28 protein-coding genes are annotated in these 15,715 nt (G+C 40.4%); 27 read left to right on the top strand and 1 reads right to left on the bottom strand.

The genetic code is table 11. The features are described 5' to 3' along the window. Position 1: 1 nt before the first annotated feature. From rplP to rplQ, 21 genes are all read left to right on the top strand, one after another. Complete coding sequence (gene rplP, locus ACLJJ6_RS06745; RefSeq protein ID WP_412988471.1) at positions 2-436, top strand: 50S ribosomal protein L16; 435 nt, start codon at positions 2-4, stop codon at positions 434-436. Next, a complete protein-coding gene (gene rpmC, locus ACLJJ6_RS06740; protein WP_046871302.1) occupies positions 426-620 on the top strand; it encodes a 50S ribosomal protein L29 in 195 nt (64 codons plus the stop codon). Before rplP ends, rpmC begins: the two co-directional genes overlap by 11 nt. Before the next feature lie 27 nt (positions 621-647). After that, a complete protein-coding gene (rpsQ, locus tag ACLJJ6_RS06735) occupies positions 648-914 on the top strand; it encodes a 30S ribosomal protein S17 (protein WP_412988467.1) in 267 nt (88 codons plus the stop codon). A 53-nt stretch (positions 915-967) separates the two neighbouring features. Further along, complete coding sequence (gene rplN, locus ACLJJ6_RS06730) at positions 968-1,336, top strand: 50S ribosomal protein L14 (protein WP_057782481.1); 369 nt, start codon at positions 968-970, stop codon at positions 1,334-1,336. 33 nt (positions 1,337-1,369) lie between these two features. Continuing rightward, positions 1,370-1,681 carry a 50S ribosomal protein L24 gene (rplX, locus tag ACLJJ6_RS06725; protein WP_057751174.1) on the top strand — a complete coding sequence of 104 codons (312 nt, stop codon included), beginning with the start codon at positions 1,370-1,372 and terminating at the stop codon, positions 1,679-1,681. A gap of 25 nt (positions 1,682-1,706) precedes the next feature. Further along, on the top strand, positions 1,707-2,249 hold the full coding sequence (gene rplE, locus ACLJJ6_RS06720) for a 50S ribosomal protein L5 (RefSeq protein WP_412988465.1): 543 nt from the start codon (positions 1,707-1,709) through the stop codon (positions 2,247-2,249). Positions 2,250-2,267: 18 nt separating this feature from the next. Continuing rightward, positions 2,268-2,453, top strand: coding sequence for a type Z 30S ribosomal protein S14 (locus tag ACLJJ6_RS06715; RefSeq protein WP_083490539.1), 186 nt, complete (start codon positions 2,268-2,270; stop codon positions 2,451-2,453). A gap of 33 nt (positions 2,454-2,486) precedes the next feature. After that, positions 2,487-2,885 (top strand): 30S ribosomal protein S8, encoded by a 399-nt coding sequence (rpsH, locus tag ACLJJ6_RS06710; protein WP_412988463.1) that lies wholly within the window; start codon positions 2,487-2,489, stop codon positions 2,883-2,885. A 30-nt stretch (positions 2,886-2,915) separates the two neighbouring features. Beyond that, on the top strand, positions 2,916-3,452 hold the full coding sequence (rplF, locus tag ACLJJ6_RS06705; protein WP_412988461.1) for a 50S ribosomal protein L6: 537 nt from the start codon (positions 2,916-2,918) through the stop codon (positions 3,450-3,452). Between the two features lie 35 nt (positions 3,453-3,487). Then, the gene (gene rplR / locus ACLJJ6_RS06700; protein WP_412988460.1) at positions 3,488-3,853 is read left to right on the top strand and encodes a 50S ribosomal protein L18; all 366 of its coding nucleotides are present in this window, start codon (positions 3,488-3,490) and stop codon (positions 3,851-3,853) included. 21 nt (positions 3,854-3,874) lie between these two features. Next, positions 3,875-4,378 (top strand): 30S ribosomal protein S5, encoded by a 504-nt coding sequence (rpsE, locus tag ACLJJ6_RS06695; RefSeq protein WP_412988458.1) that lies wholly within the window; start codon positions 3,875-3,877, stop codon positions 4,376-4,378. Positions 4,379-4,391: 13 nt separating this feature from the next. Further along, a complete protein-coding gene (rpmD, locus tag ACLJJ6_RS06690) occupies positions 4,392-4,574 on the top strand; it encodes a 50S ribosomal protein L30 (protein WP_412988456.1) in 183 nt (60 codons plus the stop codon). A gap of 28 nt (positions 4,575-4,602) precedes the next feature. Continuing rightward, positions 4,603-5,037, top strand: a complete 435-nt coding sequence (gene rplO / locus ACLJJ6_RS06685) for a 50S ribosomal protein L15 (RefSeq protein WP_412988454.1) — start codon at positions 4,603-4,605, stop codon at positions 5,035-5,037. Beyond that, on the top strand, positions 5,037-6,350 hold the full coding sequence (secY, locus tag ACLJJ6_RS06680; RefSeq protein ID WP_412988452.1) for a preprotein translocase subunit SecY: 1,314 nt from the start codon (positions 5,037-5,039) through the stop codon (positions 6,348-6,350). Before rplO ends, secY begins: the two co-directional genes overlap by 1 nt. A 17-nt stretch (positions 6,351-6,367) precedes the next feature. Beyond that, on the top strand, positions 6,368-7,027 hold the full coding sequence (locus ACLJJ6_RS06675; RefSeq protein ID WP_412988450.1) for an adenylate kinase: 660 nt from the start codon (positions 6,368-6,370) through the stop codon (positions 7,025-7,027). 168 nt (positions 7,028-7,195) lie between these two features. Continuing rightward, positions 7,196-7,414 carry a translation initiation factor IF-1 gene (gene infA, locus ACLJJ6_RS06670; RefSeq protein ID WP_057751203.1) on the top strand — a complete coding sequence of 73 codons (219 nt, stop codon included), beginning with the start codon at positions 7,196-7,198 and terminating at the stop codon, positions 7,412-7,414. A 29-nt stretch (positions 7,415-7,443) separates the two neighbouring features. After that, entirely contained in the window at positions 7,444-7,563 is a 120-nt protein-coding gene (gene rpmJ / locus ACLJJ6_RS06665; RefSeq protein WP_011668476.1) for a 50S ribosomal protein L36, read from the top strand. 21 nt (positions 7,564-7,584) lie between these two features. Next, a complete protein-coding gene (rpsM, locus tag ACLJJ6_RS06660) occupies positions 7,585-7,950 on the top strand; it encodes a 30S ribosomal protein S13 (RefSeq protein WP_057751206.1) in 366 nt (121 codons plus the stop codon). Positions 7,951-7,971: 21 nt separating this feature from the next. After that, positions 7,972-8,361 carry a 30S ribosomal protein S11 gene (gene rpsK / locus ACLJJ6_RS06655; RefSeq protein ID WP_057751209.1) on the top strand — a complete coding sequence of 130 codons (390 nt, stop codon included), beginning with the start codon at positions 7,972-7,974 and terminating at the stop codon, positions 8,359-8,361. 83 nt (positions 8,362-8,444) lie between these two features. Next, positions 8,445-9,389, top strand: coding sequence for a DNA-directed RNA polymerase subunit alpha (locus ACLJJ6_RS06650; protein ID WP_412988446.1), 945 nt, complete (start codon positions 8,445-8,447; stop codon positions 9,387-9,389). A gap of 21 nt (positions 9,390-9,410) precedes the next feature. Continuing rightward, on the top strand, positions 9,411-9,794 hold the full coding sequence (gene rplQ / locus ACLJJ6_RS06645) for a 50S ribosomal protein L17 (protein ID WP_412988444.1): 384 nt from the start codon (positions 9,411-9,413) through the stop codon (positions 9,792-9,794). 235 nt (positions 9,795-10,029) lie between these two features. On the opposite strand, the gene ACLJJ6_RS06640 is transcribed toward rplQ, so the two are convergent. Then, on the bottom strand, positions 10,030-11,271 hold the full coding sequence (locus ACLJJ6_RS06640; protein WP_412988180.1) for an ISL3 family transposase: 1,242 nt from the start codon (positions 11,269-11,271) through the stop codon (positions 10,030-10,032). A 198-nt stretch (positions 11,272-11,469) separates the two neighbouring features. Between ACLJJ6_RS06640 and ACLJJ6_RS06635 the strand changes: the two genes are divergently transcribed. The 6 genes from ACLJJ6_RS06635 to rpsI all read left to right on the top strand — a co-directional run bounded on the left by ACLJJ6_RS06635 (position 11,470) and on the right by rpsI (position 15,691). Continuing rightward, positions 11,470-12,306, top strand: a complete 837-nt coding sequence (locus tag ACLJJ6_RS06635; RefSeq protein WP_412988443.1) for an energy-coupling factor ABC transporter ATP-binding protein — start codon at positions 11,470-11,472, stop codon at positions 12,304-12,306. Continuing rightward, positions 12,282-13,154 (top strand): energy-coupling factor ABC transporter ATP-binding protein, encoded by an 873-nt coding sequence (locus ACLJJ6_RS06630; protein WP_412988441.1) that lies wholly within the window; start codon positions 12,282-12,284, stop codon positions 13,152-13,154. The genes ACLJJ6_RS06635 and ACLJJ6_RS06630 overlap by 25 nt, the downstream gene beginning before the upstream one ends. Then, positions 13,147-13,944 (top strand): energy-coupling factor transporter transmembrane component T family protein, encoded by a 798-nt coding sequence (locus ACLJJ6_RS06625; protein WP_412988439.1) that lies wholly within the window; start codon positions 13,147-13,149, stop codon positions 13,942-13,944. Before ACLJJ6_RS06630 ends, ACLJJ6_RS06625 begins: the two co-directional genes overlap by 8 nt. 9 nt (positions 13,945-13,953) lie before the next feature. Beyond that, the gene (truA, locus tag ACLJJ6_RS06620) at positions 13,954-14,721 is read left to right on the top strand and encodes a tRNA pseudouridine(38-40) synthase TruA (protein ID WP_412988437.1); all 768 of its coding nucleotides are present in this window, start codon (positions 13,954-13,956) and stop codon (positions 14,719-14,721) included. A gap of 119 nt (positions 14,722-14,840) precedes the next feature. After that, the gene (gene rplM, locus ACLJJ6_RS06615) at positions 14,841-15,284 is read left to right on the top strand and encodes a 50S ribosomal protein L13 (RefSeq protein WP_412988436.1); all 444 of its coding nucleotides are present in this window, start codon (positions 14,841-14,843) and stop codon (positions 15,282-15,284) included. A gap of 14 nt (positions 15,285-15,298) precedes the next feature. Further along, positions 15,299-15,691 carry a 30S ribosomal protein S9 gene (gene rpsI / locus ACLJJ6_RS06610; protein ID WP_412988434.1) on the top strand — a complete coding sequence of 131 codons (393 nt, stop codon included), beginning with the start codon at positions 15,299-15,301 and terminating at the stop codon, positions 15,689-15,691. Positions 15,692-15,715: the final 24 nt, after the last annotated feature.

Here is a 15,715-nt window from a genome sequence, read left to right as displayed (position 1 = left end):
CATGCTAGTACCAAAACGAGTTAAGTTCCGTCGTGTGCATCGTGGTAAAATGCGTGGTGCCGCAAAGGGCGGTAAAACTGTTACATTCGGCGAATTTGGTTTACAGGCTTTGGATTCACATTGGATCTCAAACCGTCAAATTGAAGCTGCCCGTATTGCTATGAACCGTCACATGAAACGTGGTGGTAAAGTTTGGATCAAAATTTTCCCTCACAAATCTTACACTTCTAAAGGTGTAGGTGTTCGAATGGGTAATGGTAAAGGTACTCCCGAAGGTTGGGTAGCACCAGTAAAACGCGGTAAGGTAATGTTTGAAGTTGGTGGCGTTAGTGAAGAAGTTGCACGTGAATCATTACGTCTTGCTTCCATGAAGCTACCAGTTAGAACTAAGATTCTCAAACGCGAGGAAGTAGGTGGCGAATCAGATGAAGGCTAAAGAAATTAATGAATTAACCACTGATGAGATGCTTAAAAAAGAACAAGATTATAAAGACGAGTTATTCAACTTGCGTTTTCAATTAGCTACTGGCCAATTAGAAAACACAGCTCGTTTGAAACAAGTACGTAAAAACATTGCACGTATCAAGACTGTTTTACGTCAAAAAGAATTAAGCAAGTAGAAGAATACGAAGGGAGGAACTTAACACATGAGTGAAGAACGTAACGCTCGTAAAGTATATCAAGGACGGGTTGTTTCTGACAAAATGGACAAAACAATCACGGTTCAGATCGATACTTACAAAACGCACCCTGTTTATGGCAAACGTGTTAAATATTCAAAGAAATACAAAGCACATGATGAGAATAATGAAGCTAAAGTTGGCGATATCGTAAGAATCATGGAAACACGACCTTTGTCTGCTACCAAACGATTCCGTTTAATCGATATTGTTGAGAAAGCAGTTATTATCTAAACTTGTTATTTTATCTCGTATTCTGATACAAAAATGGAAGGAGGACACTAACTGTGATCCAACAAGAGAGTCGTTTAAAAGTTGCTGACAATTCTGGAGCACGTGAAATTTTAGTAATTAAAGTTTTAGGTGGATCCCGTGTTAAATTTGGTTATATTGGTGATACTATTGTGGCTACTGTCAAACAAGCAACACCAGGTGGCGTTGTCAAAAAGGGTGACGTCGTTAAGGCAGTTGTTGTTCGTACAAAAGATGGTGCACACCGTGCTGATGGCTCATACATCAAATTTGATGAAAATGCTGCAGTTTTAATTAAAGATGATAAGAGCCCTCAAGGAACACGTATCTTTGGCCCCGTTGCACGTGAATTACGTGACAAAGATTACATGAAGATTGTTTCTTTGGCTCCTGAAGTATTGTAATTAAGGATCGGATCGAAGGAGGTGCAACACGGCATGTTTGTAAAAAATGGTGATAAAGTTCGCGTAATTAGCGGCAAAGAAAAAGGCAAAGAGGGCACAATTATTAAAACTCTTGCTAAGAAGAATCGCGTTGTGGTTGAAGGCCTGAACAAAGTTAAAAAACATCAAAAAGCAAGCAATTCTAACCCTCAAGGTGGAATTGTTGATGAAGAAGCTGCAATTGATGCTTCTAACGTGATGTTGATCGATCCATCAACAAACGAACCTACACGTGTGGGTTATAAAGTAGTAGATGGTAAAAAAGTACGTTTTGCTAAAAAATCTGGCGAAACAATCGATAAATAATTCATGAGAGGAGGAAAAATTTTTCATGTCTAATCGTTTGAAAGAAAAGTACGTTAAAGAAGTGACACCAGAACTCGTAAAGAAGTTCAACTACACTTCAATTATGCAAGCACCAAAAATCAACAAAGTTGTTTTAAACATGGGTGTTGGTGATGCAACAACTAACGCTAAGAACCTTGACGAAGCTGTTGAAGAATTAACTTTGATTTCTGGTCAAAAGCCTCTGGTTACAAAAGCTAAGAAATCAATCGCTGGTTTCCGTTTACGTGAAGGTATGTCCATTGGTGCTAAAGTTACACTTCGTGGCGAACACATGTATGACTTCTTAGATAAGTTAATCAACGTTTCCTTACCACGTGTTCGTGATTTTCATGGTGTTAGCGCAAAGGCTTTTGATGGTCGCGGTAACTACACACTTGGTGTCCGTGAACAATTAATTTTCCCTGAAATTGATTATGATAATGTTAACCACGTTCGTGGATTAGATATCGTTATTGTAACAACTGCTCAGACTGATGAAGAATCACGTGAATTATTGGCACAACTTGGAATGCCATTCGAAAAGTAAACGAAGGGAGCAATAAATTTGGCAAAAAAATCGTTAGTTGTTAAGAGTCAACGTCCTGCAAAGTATTCGACACAAAACTACACACGTTGTGAACGTTGTGGCCGTCCGCACTCTGTATATCGTAAGTTCCATCTTTGCCGCATTTGCCTTCGCGAATTAGCTCATGAAGGCCAAATCCCTGGCATGAAAAAAGCAAGCTGGTAAAACTATACCGGAGTAGAAGGAGGGTAAACATTAATGTCTATGACTGATCCTATTGCAGATTTCTTAACACGTATTCGTAATGCTAACATGGTGCGTCACGAATCTTTAGAAGTTCCTGCATCAAAAATTAAGCGTGATATTGCTGAAATTCTTAAGAATGAAGGCTTTATCAAGGACGTTGAATATGTCGATGATGACAAACAAGGCATCATTCGTGTATTCCTAAAATATGGTAAGAACAAAGAACGTGTTATCACTGGTTTGAAACGTATTTCAAAACCTGGTTTACGTTCATATGTAAAGGCTGATGATGTACCTAAGGTTTTGAATGGTTTGGGTATTGCAATTATTTCAACATCTGAAGGTGTGATCACTGATAAAGAAGCTCGCGCTAAAAAAATCGGTGGCGAAGTATTAGCTTACGTTTGGTAAAATTTTAAAAAGTAAGGAGGTGCCATCAAATTGAGTCGTATTGGTTATAAACCTGTTGAAATCCCATCTGGCGTTGAAGTAAAGGCTGATGGCGATCAAGTCACTGTTAAAGGACCAAAGGGAACTTTAACACGTACAGTTAGCAATGAAATTACAATGAACGTAAAAGACAATGTTGTGACTTTCGAACGTCCAAGTAATGATAATAAAATGCGTGCTTTGCATGGTGCAACTCGAGCAAACTTCAATAATATGGTTGAAGGTGTTACAAAGGGTTACAAGAAGGCATTAGAATTAGTTGGTGTTGGTTATCGTGCACAACTTAAGGGTAAGACCTTAGTTTTGAACTTAGGTTATTCCAACCCGGTAGAAATCGAAACTCCTGCTGATTTGCAGTTGGAAGTTCCTGATAATACACATATCAATGTGAGTGGAATTAGCAAACAACGTGTTGGTGATTTTGCTGCTGAGATCCGTGCTGTCCGTTCTCCAGAACCTTACAAAGGTAAAGGTGTTCGCTATGTTGGTGAATATGTTCGCCGTAAGGAAGGTAAAACTGGTAAGTAATGCCGCTTAAGGTTAATCGTTAGAATATTTTAGAGGTGAAAATTGTGATTTCAAAACCAGATAAAAACAAAACACGTCAAAAACGTCATTTGCGTGTTCGCAATAAGATTTCTGGGACTGCAGAGTGCCCACGCTTAAATGTATATCGTTCAAATAAAAACATCTACGCTCAAGTAATTGATGACGTAGCGGGTGTAACGCTAGCAAGTGCCTCAACATTGGACAGTGAAGTTAGTGGCAACACAAAAACTGAACAAGCAAGTTCTGTTGGTGCGTTAGTTGCAAAACGTGCGATAGAAAAGAAAGTTGAAAATGTCGTTTTTGATCGTGGCGGTTATTTATACCACGGCCGAGTACAAGCATTAGCTGAAGCTGCTCGTGAAAACGGACTTAAATTCTAAGATAAGGAGGGAATACCGTACATGTCGAATTATATCGATCCAGAAAAGTTGGACTTAGAGGACCGCGTTGTTGCGATCAACCGTGTTACTAAGGTTGTTAAAGGTGGACGTCGTCTTCGTTTCGCTGCTTTAGTTGTTGTTGGCGATAAGAATGGTCACGTTGGTTTCGGAACTGGTAAAGCACAAGAAGTTCCTGAAGCAATTCGTAAGGCTGTTGATACTGCTACAAAGAGTTTGATTCAGGTACCTATTGTTGGCACAACTATCCCTCACGAAATTATTGGTGAGTTTGGTGGCGGCCGCATTTTATTGAAGCCTGCTGAAGAAGGTTCTGGTGTTGCAGCTGGTGGTGCTGTTCGTGCCGTGATGGAACTTGCAGGTGTTGATGATGTGACAAGTAAACGTTTAGGTTCCAATACCCCAGTTAACGTTATTCGTGCAACGTTTGAGGGTCTGAAGGGCTTACGTAGTGCTGACGAAATTGCTGCATTACGTGGTGTTTCAGCAGAACACTTAGCTGAATAAGGAGGAACAAAAGATGGCTCAATTAAAAATTACACTTATTAAAAGTGCAGCACATCGCCTCCCCAAGCAACGCAAGATTGTTAAAGAATTAGGTTTAGGCCGGGTGAACAGCTCAGTCGTTTTACCTAATAATGAGGCGACTCGTGGCGCAATTTTCCATATTGCTCACTTAATCGAAGTTGAAGAAGTTAAATAAATTAATTAGTTAGGAGGTGCTGAAACTTATGAAGTTGAATGAATTAAAACCTAGTGCCGGTTCACGTAAGGTACGCAATCGTGTTGGTCGCGGAACATCATCCGGTAATGGTAAAACATCTGGTCGTGGTCAAAAAGGCCAAAAAGCACGTGGAAAAGTTCGTTTGGGTTTTGAAGGTGGGCAAATGCCTCTTTACCGTCGAATTCCAAAACGTGGATTCACAAACATCAACCGTAAGGAATACGCTATTGTTAACCTTGATAGCTTGAATGCCTTTGATGAAGGTGCAGAAATCACACCGGAAGTTCTTTTAAAAGCCGGCGTAATTAAAAAAGTGCTTAGTGGCGTTAAAGTCTTAGGTAACGGTGAGGTTTCTAAGAAGTTAACGGTCAAAGCTAACAAGTTCTCAGAAAGCGCAGTAAAAGCAATCGAAGCTGCAGGTGGCAAAGCTGAGGTGATTTAATGCTATCGACTATCAAAAACGCTTTTAAAGTAAAGGATATTAGAAATAAAATTCTATTTACCCTAGGTGTTTTGATTATTTATCGTTTAGGTGCTTATATCACAGTTCCTGGGATTAACGCCAAAGCATTACAAAGTGTTGCTTCTTCTGGATTAGTTGGTATTTTAAATACATTTAGTGGTGGCGGTTTATCTAATTACTCGATTTTCGCCATGGGAGTGTCGCCTTACATTACAGCACAAATTGTCATTCAATTGCTGCAAATGGACATCGTTCCCCGGTTTGTGGAATGGAGTAAGCAAGGTGAAGTTGGTCGTCGGAAGTTAAACCAGGCAACCCGTTACTTAACCATTGTGCTGGCCTTCATTCAATCTGTCGGAATCACTGCCGGGTTTAATGCTTTAAGTAGCTTGAACTTGGTTAAAGATCCAAGCGTGCAAACCTATGTGACGATTGGATTGATTCTAACTGGTGGAACAATGTTAGCGACTTGGATGGGTGATATGATCACTGATCGTGGTCTTGGCAATGGGGTTTCGATCTTGATTTTTGCCGGGATCATCGCCCGCACACCGACAAGTATTTATCAAATTTACCAAGAACAATTCGTAGATACTGCGAAGAGTCAATGGTTAAACAGCTTTATCTTTGTTGGGGCTTTAATTATCATTGTATTGATTATTGTTATTTTCGTAACTTGGGTTCAACAAGCCAGTCGGCGAGTACCAATCCAGTATACGAGAAGGGCTTCCGGAGCCTCTGATAGTAGTTATCTACCATTAAAGGTTAACGTTGCTGGAGTTATTCCGGTTATCTTCGCTAGTTCCTTCATTGCAACGCCACAGACAATTCTGATGGCATTTGCCAATAACCATTCTCAAGACACATGGTATCAAGTTTTGTCGAATGTGTTTAATATGCAAACGACAGATGGCGCCATCCTGTATACTTTCTTAATTGTTGTGTTTACTTTCTTCTATGCTTTTGTTCAGGTTAATCCCGAAAAATTAGCTGAAAACCTTCAAAAACAAGGCAGCTATATTCCAGGTGTTTGGCCAGGACATGAAACACAGAGTTATGTTTCGCGGTTATTGATTCGTTTGTCTGTTGTTGGTTCACTATTCTTAGGTCTGGTTTCCTTGATCCCGTTGTTGGCGCAAGATTTCTGGAACTTGGATGAATCAATCGGACTTGGCGGAACAAGCCTACTAATTGTTGTGGGTGTTGCGATTGAAATTATCAGTCAGATTGATGGCTTGATGATGAAACGTGAATACGTTGGTTTTATTCGCACACCAGAACAGGTTAAATAATTATGGAGGTAAGCAAGATGACAACATTAAATCTTGTCTTAATGGGTTTGCCAGGTGCTGGTAAAGGCACGCAAGCCCAAAAGATTGTTGATGAATTTAAGATTCCGCATATCTCAACTGGTGATATTTTTCGCGCAGCAATGAAAAATGGCACGGAGATGGGCTTGGAAGCTAAAAAGTATATCGATCAAGGTAACTTGGTTCCTGACTCAGTGACAGATGGCATTGTCGAAGATCGGCTTTCAGAAGATGATACCAATTCCGGCTTTATGCTAGATGGTTATCCACGTAATCTTGAACAAGCCAACGCTTTGGAAAAAATGACGGACAAACTGGAAAAACCAATCAATGCGGTTATCAACATCCATGTTGAACCTGCGGTATTGGTTGAACGTTTGTCAGGGCGTTTTATTTGCAAGAACTGTGGGGCAACATACCACAAGTTGTATAATCCACCCAAGGTTGAAGGTACTTGTGATGTTTGTGGACACCATGAATTTTATCAGCGTGAAGATGATAAGCCTGAAACCGTTAAAAATCGTATTGAAGTTAACACAAAGTTAAATACACCACTTGTTGATTTTTATAATAAGAAAAACTTATTGTACACGGTTAACGGTGATCAAGATATTGACGATGTGTATAAAGAAATTCAAAAGGTGTTACGAGCTATTTAATGGATGCCTGTTCATTATTGCCAGTTAATTTTGTTTATTTGCAAATGAAATTACCTTATGGTAAACTTGTTCAGGTTTAGCTTATCGTCCTTTTTAAAATAAGTAAGCACTGAACGGAAGACGTTTGTATAACAAAGAAAAAGAACAGTCAAATGGGAGGCACATTTAGTGGCAAAAGATAATGTCATTGAAATTGAAGGTAAGGTAAAAGAAACTTTACCAAATGCGATGTTTAAAGTGGAACTCGAAAACGGTCATGAAATATTAGCACACGTTTCTGGTAAGATTCGTATGCATTATATTCGGATTCTTCCGGGAGATAGGGTAACTGTGGAAATGTCGCCATATGACCTTACTAAGGGTCGTATTACCTATCGTTTCAGATAAGTTTTTAACGTTTTTAGGAGGAATTATTCATGAAAGTACGTCCATCAGTAAAACCAATGTGCGAACATTGTAAAGTAATTAAACGTAAAGGACGCGTTATGGTTATTTGCTCAGCAAATCCAAAACATAAACAGCGTCAAGGAAAATAATTAATCTGGAGGTGAAATTTAATGGCTCGTATTGCAGGTGTTGATTTACCACGTGATAAGCGAATCGTGATCGGTTTAACATACATTTTTGGTATCGGAAATACTACTGCTAAAAAGATTTTGAAGGATGCTGGCGTTTCAGAAGACGTCCGTGTTCGTGACCTTTCAGCAGATGATGAAGATAAAGTCCGTGCACAGGTAGATAACTACCGTGTTGAAGGTGACCTTCGTCGTTCTGTAAGCCTTGATATCAAACGTCTCCAAGAAATTGGTTCATATCGTGGCATGCGTCATCGTCGTGGTTTACCCGTTCGTGGACAAAACACGAAGAACAACGCACGTACTCGTAAAGGCAAGAAAGTTTCCATCGCCGGAAGAAAGAAATAATAAATAAAGGAGGCTAGCATATTGGCAACCAGAAAGACTTCTCGTAAACGTCGAGTAAGAAAGAATATCGAAGCTGGTGTAGCACATATTCACTCAACTTTTAATAATACCTTAGTTATGATTACAGATCCTCAAGGAAATGCTGTTGCATGGTCATCAGCAGGTTCTTTGGGCTTCAAGGGTAGTCGTAAATCGACTCCATTCGCTGCTCAAATGGCTTCAGAAGCTGCAGCAAAAGCAGCAATGGAACATGGAATGAAATCCGTTGAAGTTGCTGTTAAGGGTCCTGGTTCTGGTCGTGAAGCTGCAATTCGTGCACTTCAATCTACTGGATTAGAAGTCACTGCTATTCGCGATGTGACACCAGTTCCTCATAATGGTTCTCGTCCTCCAAAGCGCCGTCGTGTATAGTGCGTCAATTTTTTTGAGGGCTAACTTCATGATGCATGCAAAGTTAAAATGCACAACGCGTTTTGAAAGGGGTAAAGATTAGAATGATCGAATTTGAAAAACCAAACATTCATAAGATTGATGAGAATGAAAATTACGGCAAGTTTGTCGTTGAACCGCTCGAACGTGGTTACGGCACAACCTTAGGCAATTCCCTTCGTCGTATTTTGTTGTCATCATTGCCGGGTGCAGCGGTTACAAGCATTCAAATTGATGGCGTTCTTCATGAGTTTTCAACAATTGAAGGCGTAGTTGAAGATGTCACACAAATCATCTTAAACATTAAGAAGGTTTCTTTAAAGATTGAAAGTGATGACGAGAAATCTTTGGAAATTAATGTTAAGGGACCAGCAACAGTTACTGCTGGTGACATCCAAGGCGACAGTGATGTTGAGATCCTTAATCCGGATCAGTATATTTGTACCGTTGCCGATGGCGTTACCTTTCATGCCGTGTTAACAGCTGATACTGGTCGTGGTTATGTTTCGGCTGATGAAAATAAGGCTCGCAAGGATGATATGCCAATTGGTGTTCTTCCAATCGATTCCATTTATACCCCAATCGAGCGTGTCAACTATCAAGTTGAAAATACACGTGTTGGTCAGCGGAATGACTATGATAAACTTACTTTGGATGTTTGGACAGATGGTTCAATCAGTCCAAGTGAGGCTACCAGTCTTTCAGCAAAAATCCTTACGGAACACTTGGCTTTGTTTGTAAACTTAACAGATGAAGCTCAAGAAGCTGAAATCATGGTCGAAAAGGAAGAAACACATAAAGAAAAAATGTTGGAAATGTCCATTGAAGAGCTTGATTTATCTGTCCGTTCATACAATTGTTTGAAACGTGCTGGAATCAATACTGTTCAGGAATTAACTGACAAAACTGAAGCACAGATGATGAAAGTCAGAAACCTGGGACGCAAATCCCTTGAAGAAGTTAAGGTTAAATTAGCTGATCTCGGACTTTCATTACGTAATGAAGACTAATTATAAGGAGGGTTTCCATTCATGGGCTATCGTAAATTAGGTCGTACAAGTTCACAACGCAAGGCTTTGCTTCGTGACTTAACTACTAACTTAATTGTTAATGAAAAAATTGTCACAACTGAAGCACGTGCCAAAGAAGTACGATCAACTACCGAAAAAATGATTACTTTAGGTAAACGTGGAGATTTACATGCACGTCGTCAAGCAGCTGCTTTTCTTCGTAATGTTGTCGCTGATGTTACTGAAGATGGTGACGATGTAAAAGTTACTTCAGCTCTTCAGAAATTGTTTGGTGATTTATCAACGCGTTATGCTGACCGTAAAGGTGGTTATACACGAATTCTTAAGACAATGCCTCGCCGCGGAGACGCTGCACCAATGGTTATCTTGGAGTTTGTTGACTAAATCTTCAGATTGAGTTCAAATTTTTGAATTAACAAATTTATCACTAAAAGTTGTGGTAGGGTGTAATGATGGTGGAGAATTTTTCCGAGTCTAGCCCACGGTTAATAGCAAATATTAACTATCACTTCTTTTCAGTGATTTTTTTGTCTTTACATAAAACAGTGGGTCTCTGTCAAATTGTATTGGTGGAGATTTTTGAAAAGCATGTTCACTTCGGTGAATGTGCTTTTTTTGTTTACGCATAAATTAAACTGATACGAATGAAAAAGTTATGAATATTTTGAAAACCAAAACAGCTACGCTTTAACACCTTAATTTTACGATTTAGTCCTTCAATAGGACCGTTGGAATACGGATAACGACAACTATTGAGAACAGCAGGACCATTCTTTATTAAAGTTGAGATAGTAATATCCATTTGGTTGCCAGCCGCCTTGTAGTTGGCAATCAAGGTTTTAAATCCAACCGCATCTTTTTGTTGAATGGCTGTTAGAATTCCTTGATAGGTTTGATACACAGTTTTAAATTCTGGAAATTCATCTAAGGCTAGGTCAATGGCGTTCTGTTGGGTCATGTATTCGTTGATACCGTGTAAATAGATAAGTTTAGTATCATTGACCTTTTCTTCTGCCAAATGGAACAAACGCCATTGAGATTTTAGAATGCGATAAACTCGGGAATGCTTATCTTGAAAAGTATGGATCACACGTGTACGTTCGTTATCCAGTGCCCGACCGGCAAGTTGAATAATGTGGAAACGGTCAATGATGGTTATTGCCTTAGGAAATAACCGATGAATAAAGCCAGCATACTCAGCATTCATATCAACGGTGATTGTTTGAACTTTCATACGTTCTTGAACTGAATAGCGAGCTTCAAAGTAATCAATGATATCCTTACTAAGGCGATCCTTAAGAATCACAATGCGGCGATGACTAACGGCATCGCAACAGTTAAAGGACATTAGATGATTACAGGAACGGAATTCATCAAAACAAAGATTTTGGGGGAGTGTTTTAACACGATAAGCTAAGTGAATATTCGCATTTAAAATGCGTTGAACACTACTTGGTGAAATCCCACAAATCTTAGCGATTTCTTTACTGGTCAGCATATCCCGAGCCAGAACAATTACTTGATGTTTCACATTATGCGTAAAAGTTTCATTACGTTTAACGAGGTTAGTTTGAGCACCACAGGTTTTTAAACACCGTTTACATTGATATCTTTGTCGTTTTAGCTGCATCTCATAACGTCCACCTGATAAGGTTCCCAATCTTAGATGGCCAATGTGAGTTCCATTTTTGATTAGAGATTTATGGCCACAATGAGGACATTTTAAAAGTTGATAGGAAAGGATAGCGTGAACGACATGAACGTGTTGCCCATTGGGATAATGTTCCTTAGTAATCTCAGTTACAGTTAAATTAGGGTCTGTTATTTCGAATAGGCTTAGGATAGAATTAGTTAGGGACATTTGTTTTTCCTCTTTTCGATTTTATTAGGCGATTAAATCGTAACACAAAGAGGGCAAATGTCCTTTTTTTTTTCAAAATAAAAACTGGTATCAGTTATTCACCAATACCAGAAAGTGTAGACCCAAAACAGTGAAGCTGGGGTGCAAGTTTGGGTTGTGTTAAAATAGAAAAAATACCAAACGAAGGAATGTTAACGGATGAATGAAGTAATCAAAGTTTCGCACTTAACCTATACCTATCCTCAAAACAAGCAAAATGCTTTGAGTGATGTCTCTTTTTCGATTACCAATGGCAGTTGGGTCGCCATCGTAGGGCATAACGGTAGTGGTAAAAGTACGCTAGCTCGTGCTTTAGACGGGTTGATTGATTTTAAGGAAGGCACAATCTGGGTTGACGGCATTCAATTAACCCCAGAGAACGTATGGCAAGTGCGGAGTCGCATTGGCATGATTTTTCAAAATCCTGATAATCAATTTGTGGGCGCCACGGTTGAAGATGATGTGGCTTTTGGACTTGAGAACTTGGCAGTTCCTCATCAAGAAATGAAAGAACGGGTTAATCACGCGTTAGCGCAAGTTCAAATGACCGAATTTCGCCATAAACAGCCGGATCAACTGTCTGGTGGTCAAAAGCAAAGGGTGGCCTTGGCGGGTGTCATTGCTATGCAACCAAAAGTCATCATTTTGGATGAGGCAACTAGTATGTTAGACCCTATTGGCCGTCGTGAAATCTTGGGGGTGATCAAACGTTTGAAGCAACGCCTTGGAATCACGGTGCTATCGATTACGCATGAGATGGATGAAACGATCGGCGCAGATAAGGTAATTGTCTTAAATGATGGTCACATTGTCGAAACGGGAGCGCCCGAAACTGTTTATACAAATAGTGAGTTGCTCTTAAAGTTAGGACTTGATGTTCCTTATCCCGAGCGCCTCAAAAAGGCTTTACAACAACGGGGAATTCAAGTACCATCCACTTATTTTGATGAGAAAGGGCTGGTGGCGTGGCTATGCCAATCACTTTTAAAAGCGTAAACTATACGTACCAACCGGGGACGCCCTTTGAATATCAAGCCTTACATGAGATTTCGACTAGGATTGAGGACGGGTCCTTTACAGCCTTAATCGGGCATACCGGAAGCGGAAAATCCACTTTCTTACAGCATTTGAATGCGCTGATAAAACCGACATCTGGGACGGTTGTGATTGATGAAACACAAATCACCAGTGAAACTAGTAATAAAAACTTACGACCGTTACGCAAAAAGGTCGGCATTGTTTTCCAGTTTCCAGAAAAACAGTTATTTGCGGATACTGTGGTTAAAGATATTGCTTTTGGCCCTGAAAATTTTGGGGCAACGCCTGATCAAGCAACAAAGCTTGCCCAACAAATGGCGGATTTGGTTGGTCTCCCTAAAACCCTATTGAACCGCTCACCGTTTGAATTATCAGGCGGACAAATGCGGCGTGTGGCAATTGCCGGCGTTTTAGCTATGCAACCGCAAGTACTGGTGCTGGACGAACCGACAGCAGGACTGGATCCGCAAGGGCGACGCGAGATCATGCAGCTTTTTTTGCAATTGCAGAAATCGCAACATTTCACTGTTGTCTTAGTAACGCATCAAATGGAAGATGTCGCTAACTATGCCGATCATGCAATTGTCATGGAGCACGGTAGAATTGTCAAAGAAGGACACCCGCGAGAAGTTTTCGCCGATGTTGCCTGGCTGCATGCGAAGCAATTGGATGTGCCGGCGAGTACTGAATTTGCCTTTGAAATGGAAAAACAAGGGTTTCATTTTGATCAATTACCCCTAACAGAAGATGAGCTTGCCGATGCTCTAGCCACAAGTTATCGTGCGGAGGGACAGCTAGATGAATAAACTATTATTTGGACGTTATATTCCGCAAACCTCTTTTGTGCATCAAATGGATCCGCGCGCAAAATTGGTACTTAGTTTTCTATATGTGATTGTCATTTTCTTTGCGAATAATTGGTGGATTTATCTGGTCATGACGGCGGTCGCATTTCTCAGTATTTGGGCTTCAAAGATTAATCTGAAGCTCTTTGTGGATGGCGTTTTGCCGTTAATCTGGATCATTGTGTTTACAATGGTTATTCAGATTTTCTTTGGTACTGGTGGTCAAGTATACTGGCAGTGGGGTATTTTTTCGATCACAAGTTTAGGCCTCTTAAATGCAGCCTATATCTTTGTGCGGTTTACGTTGATTATTTTGATTTCAACTTTGTTGACCTTATCGACCTCACCAATTCAGATTTCCGATGCCATTGAGTCGCTTTTAAAGCCATTGGAAAAGTTACATTTTCCCGTCTATGAGGTGGCTTTGATGCTGTCAATTGCCTTACGCTTTGTACCAACGTTGATGGATGAAACGGAAACCATTATGAATGCACAGCGCGCACGGGGCGTTGATTTTGGGACCGGAAACATCGTGGTACGGATTAAGAAAATTATTCCGATTTTAATTCCATTATTTGTGAGTGCGTTTAACCGGGCTGAAGACTTAGCGACAGCAATGGAAGCCCGCGGCTATCAAGGCGGAAGCGGACGAACCAAGTATCGCCTATTAAAGTGGGGGATTCGCGACACGATTGCGACTTTAGTCTATCTGCTAATGACGGTTGTTGTATTTGCCCTGCGATTCTTTTAGGAGGTTTTTATGTATCGCTATAAAATAACTATTGCTTATGACGGAACCAATTTTGCGGGCTTTCAAAAACAACCGCATCAGCGTACCGTTGAAGGCGTTTTGGAGCGCGCAGTGAATAAAATAGCCAAAGAGCCGGCTAAACTAATTAAAGTTTATGGATCTGGACGAACGGATGCTGGCGTGCACGCTTTAGGGCAGGTGGTTCATTTTGACATTCCGTTTAATTTGGCCAATAACGCGATGCTGCATGCGCTAAACAGTATTCTCCCACTTGATGTGGAAGTACTTGCGGTCCAGCAGGTTTCAGAAGCCTTTCATGCGCGTTACGGCACGAAAGGTAAACGCTATTGTTATCGTTTGGCGTTAGGTGAATTTGTGGATCCTTTTAAACGGCATTATACAGGTCACTGGAAGTTTCCTTTAGACATCACTGCTATTCAAACAGCTCTCCCTGATTTGCTGGGCAAACATGATTTTACGACGTTTTGCGCGTCAGGAGGACACACGAAAACAAACATTCGCGAAATTTATGAAGCAACCGCCACGTACAATGCCCAGGAAAACGAAGTAGTTTTTGAGTTTTATGGGAGTGGTTTTCTCTATAATATGGTGCGCATTATGGTTGCTGTCCTGATTGAGATTGGGAGCGGCAAGCGGCCTGTACACGACATTTCTCGCTTAATTGCGGCTAAGGATCGTAATGAGGCACGTCAGACGGCACCGGCAAGTGGGCTATATTTAAAAAAAGTTTATTATCCGGCAGAATTTGAGAAATGAGGATTGACTTTAGTGAAGGTAATTAGTAGAATTGAACTTGGTATTGTTTACCTCCACAAATAAGCCCCGGAAACTTATTTAAGTTGAGTTAAACAAAACAGAAATTGGAGGAAATACAAGTGCGTACAACATATTTAGCAAAACCAGGCGAAGTAGAACGCAAATGGTACGTGGTCGATGCCACAGATGTTCCTTTGGGACGCTTAGCAAGTACAGTTGCAGCTATTTTACGTGGTAAAAACAAACCAACATTCACACCAAACGTTGATACAGGTGATTACGTGATCGTTGTGAATGCAGCAAACGTCAAATTGACAGGCCGTAAAGCAACAGATAAAATTTATTATCACCACTCAAATCATCCAGGTGGTTTGAAATCAAAGACTGCTGGAGAAATGCGTGATAAGACTCCTGAAAAATTAATTGAGACTTCAGTTAAGGGAATGCTTCCTCATAACTCGTTGGGTCATAAGATGGGACTCAAATTACATGTCTATGCTGGCTCAGAACATGATCAACAAGCTCAACAACCTGAAAAGCTTGACATCACGAACTTAATTTAAGGAGGAAACGAACTTTGGCAGAAGCACAATATCGCGGCACAGGTCGCCGTAAAAACTCTGTTGCACGTGTACGTCTTGTACCGGGCACAGGTAAAATTACTGTAAATGACAAACCTATTGAACAATACATTCCATTTGCTAACTTACGTCAAGTTGTTGTTCAACCATTTGAAGTTACTGAAACAACTGGTAACTACGACGTTCTTGTAAATGTTAATGGTGGTGGTTTCTCTGGTCAATCAGGTGCCATCCGTCATGGAATTGCACGTGCATTGCTTGATGTTGACCCAGATTTCCGTACACCTTTAAAACGTGCTGGTCTCTTAACTCGTGACCCTCGTATGAAGGAACGTAAGAAATACGGTCTTAAAAAGGCTCGTAAAGCAGGTCAATTCTCAAAACGTTAAGATATATCGAAATGTTTCAAACAC

The organism is Pediococcus siamensis (assembly GCF_047220215.1).
In the GTDB taxonomy this organism is placed as follows: Bacteria; Bacillota; Bacilli; order Lactobacillales; family Lactobacillaceae; genus Pediococcus; species Pediococcus siamensis.
The sequence above is the reverse complement of the archived record's forward strand: the minus strand, read 5'-3'. Positions and strand labels throughout refer to the sequence as shown.

Excerpts from the sequence above, each read along its gene's own strand:
- rplP (WP_412988471.1), top strand. The coding sequence starts at position 2 with ATGCTAGTACCAAAACGAGTTAAGTTCCGTCGTGTGCATCGTGGTAAA.
- rpmC (WP_046871302.1), top strand. The coding sequence starts at position 426 with ATGAAGGCTAAAGAAATTAATGAATTAACCACTGATGAGATGCTTAAA.
- rpsQ (WP_412988467.1), top strand. The coding sequence starts at position 648 with ATGAGTGAAGAACGTAACGCTCGTAAAGTATATCAAGGACGGGTTGTT.
- rplX (WP_057751174.1), top strand. The coding sequence starts at position 1,370 with ATGTTTGTAAAAAATGGTGATAAAGTTCGCGTAATTAGCGGCAAAGAA.
- rplE (WP_412988465.1), top strand. The coding sequence starts at position 1,707 with ATGTCTAATCGTTTGAAAGAAAAGTACGTTAAAGAAGTGACACCAGAA.
- rpsH (WP_412988463.1), top strand. The coding sequence starts at position 2,487 with ATGTCTATGACTGATCCTATTGCAGATTTCTTAACACGTATTCGTAAT.
- rpsE (WP_412988458.1), top strand. The coding sequence starts at position 3,875 with ATGTCGAATTATATCGATCCAGAAAAGTTGGACTTAGAGGACCGCGTT.
- rpmD (WP_412988456.1), top strand. The coding sequence starts at position 4,392 with ATGGCTCAATTAAAAATTACACTTATTAAAAGTGCAGCACATCGCCTC.
- rplO (WP_412988454.1), top strand. The coding sequence starts at position 4,603 with ATGAAGTTGAATGAATTAAAACCTAGTGCCGGTTCACGTAAGGTACGC.
- secY (WP_412988452.1), top strand. The coding sequence starts at position 5,037 with ATGCTATCGACTATCAAAAACGCTTTTAAAGTAAAGGATATTAGAAAT.
- ACLJJ6_RS06675 (WP_412988450.1), top strand. The coding sequence starts at position 6,368 with ATGACAACATTAAATCTTGTCTTAATGGGTTTGCCAGGTGCTGGTAAA.
- rpmJ (WP_011668476.1), top strand. The coding sequence starts at position 7,444 with ATGAAAGTACGTCCATCAGTAAAACCAATGTGCGAACATTGTAAAGTA.
- rpsM (WP_057751206.1), top strand. The coding sequence starts at position 7,585 with ATGGCTCGTATTGCAGGTGTTGATTTACCACGTGATAAGCGAATCGTG.
- ACLJJ6_RS06650 (WP_412988446.1), top strand. The coding sequence starts at position 8,445 with ATGATCGAATTTGAAAAACCAAACATTCATAAGATTGATGAGAATGAA.
- rplQ (WP_412988444.1), top strand. The coding sequence starts at position 9,411 with ATGGGCTATCGTAAATTAGGTCGTACAAGTTCACAACGCAAGGCTTTG.
- ACLJJ6_RS06640 (WP_412988180.1), bottom strand. The coding sequence starts at position 11,271 with ATGTCCCTAACTAATTCTATCCTAAGCCTATTCGAAATAACAGACCCT.
- ACLJJ6_RS06635 (WP_412988443.1), top strand. The coding sequence starts at position 11,470 with ATGAATGAAGTAATCAAAGTTTCGCACTTAACCTATACCTATCCTCAA.
- ACLJJ6_RS06630 (WP_412988441.1), top strand. The coding sequence starts at position 12,282 with ATGCCAATCACTTTTAAAAGCGTAAACTATACGTACCAACCGGGGACG.
- ACLJJ6_RS06625 (WP_412988439.1), top strand. The coding sequence starts at position 13,147 with ATGAATAAACTATTATTTGGACGTTATATTCCGCAAACCTCTTTTGTG.
- truA (WP_412988437.1), top strand. The coding sequence starts at position 13,954 with ATGTATCGCTATAAAATAACTATTGCTTATGACGGAACCAATTTTGCG.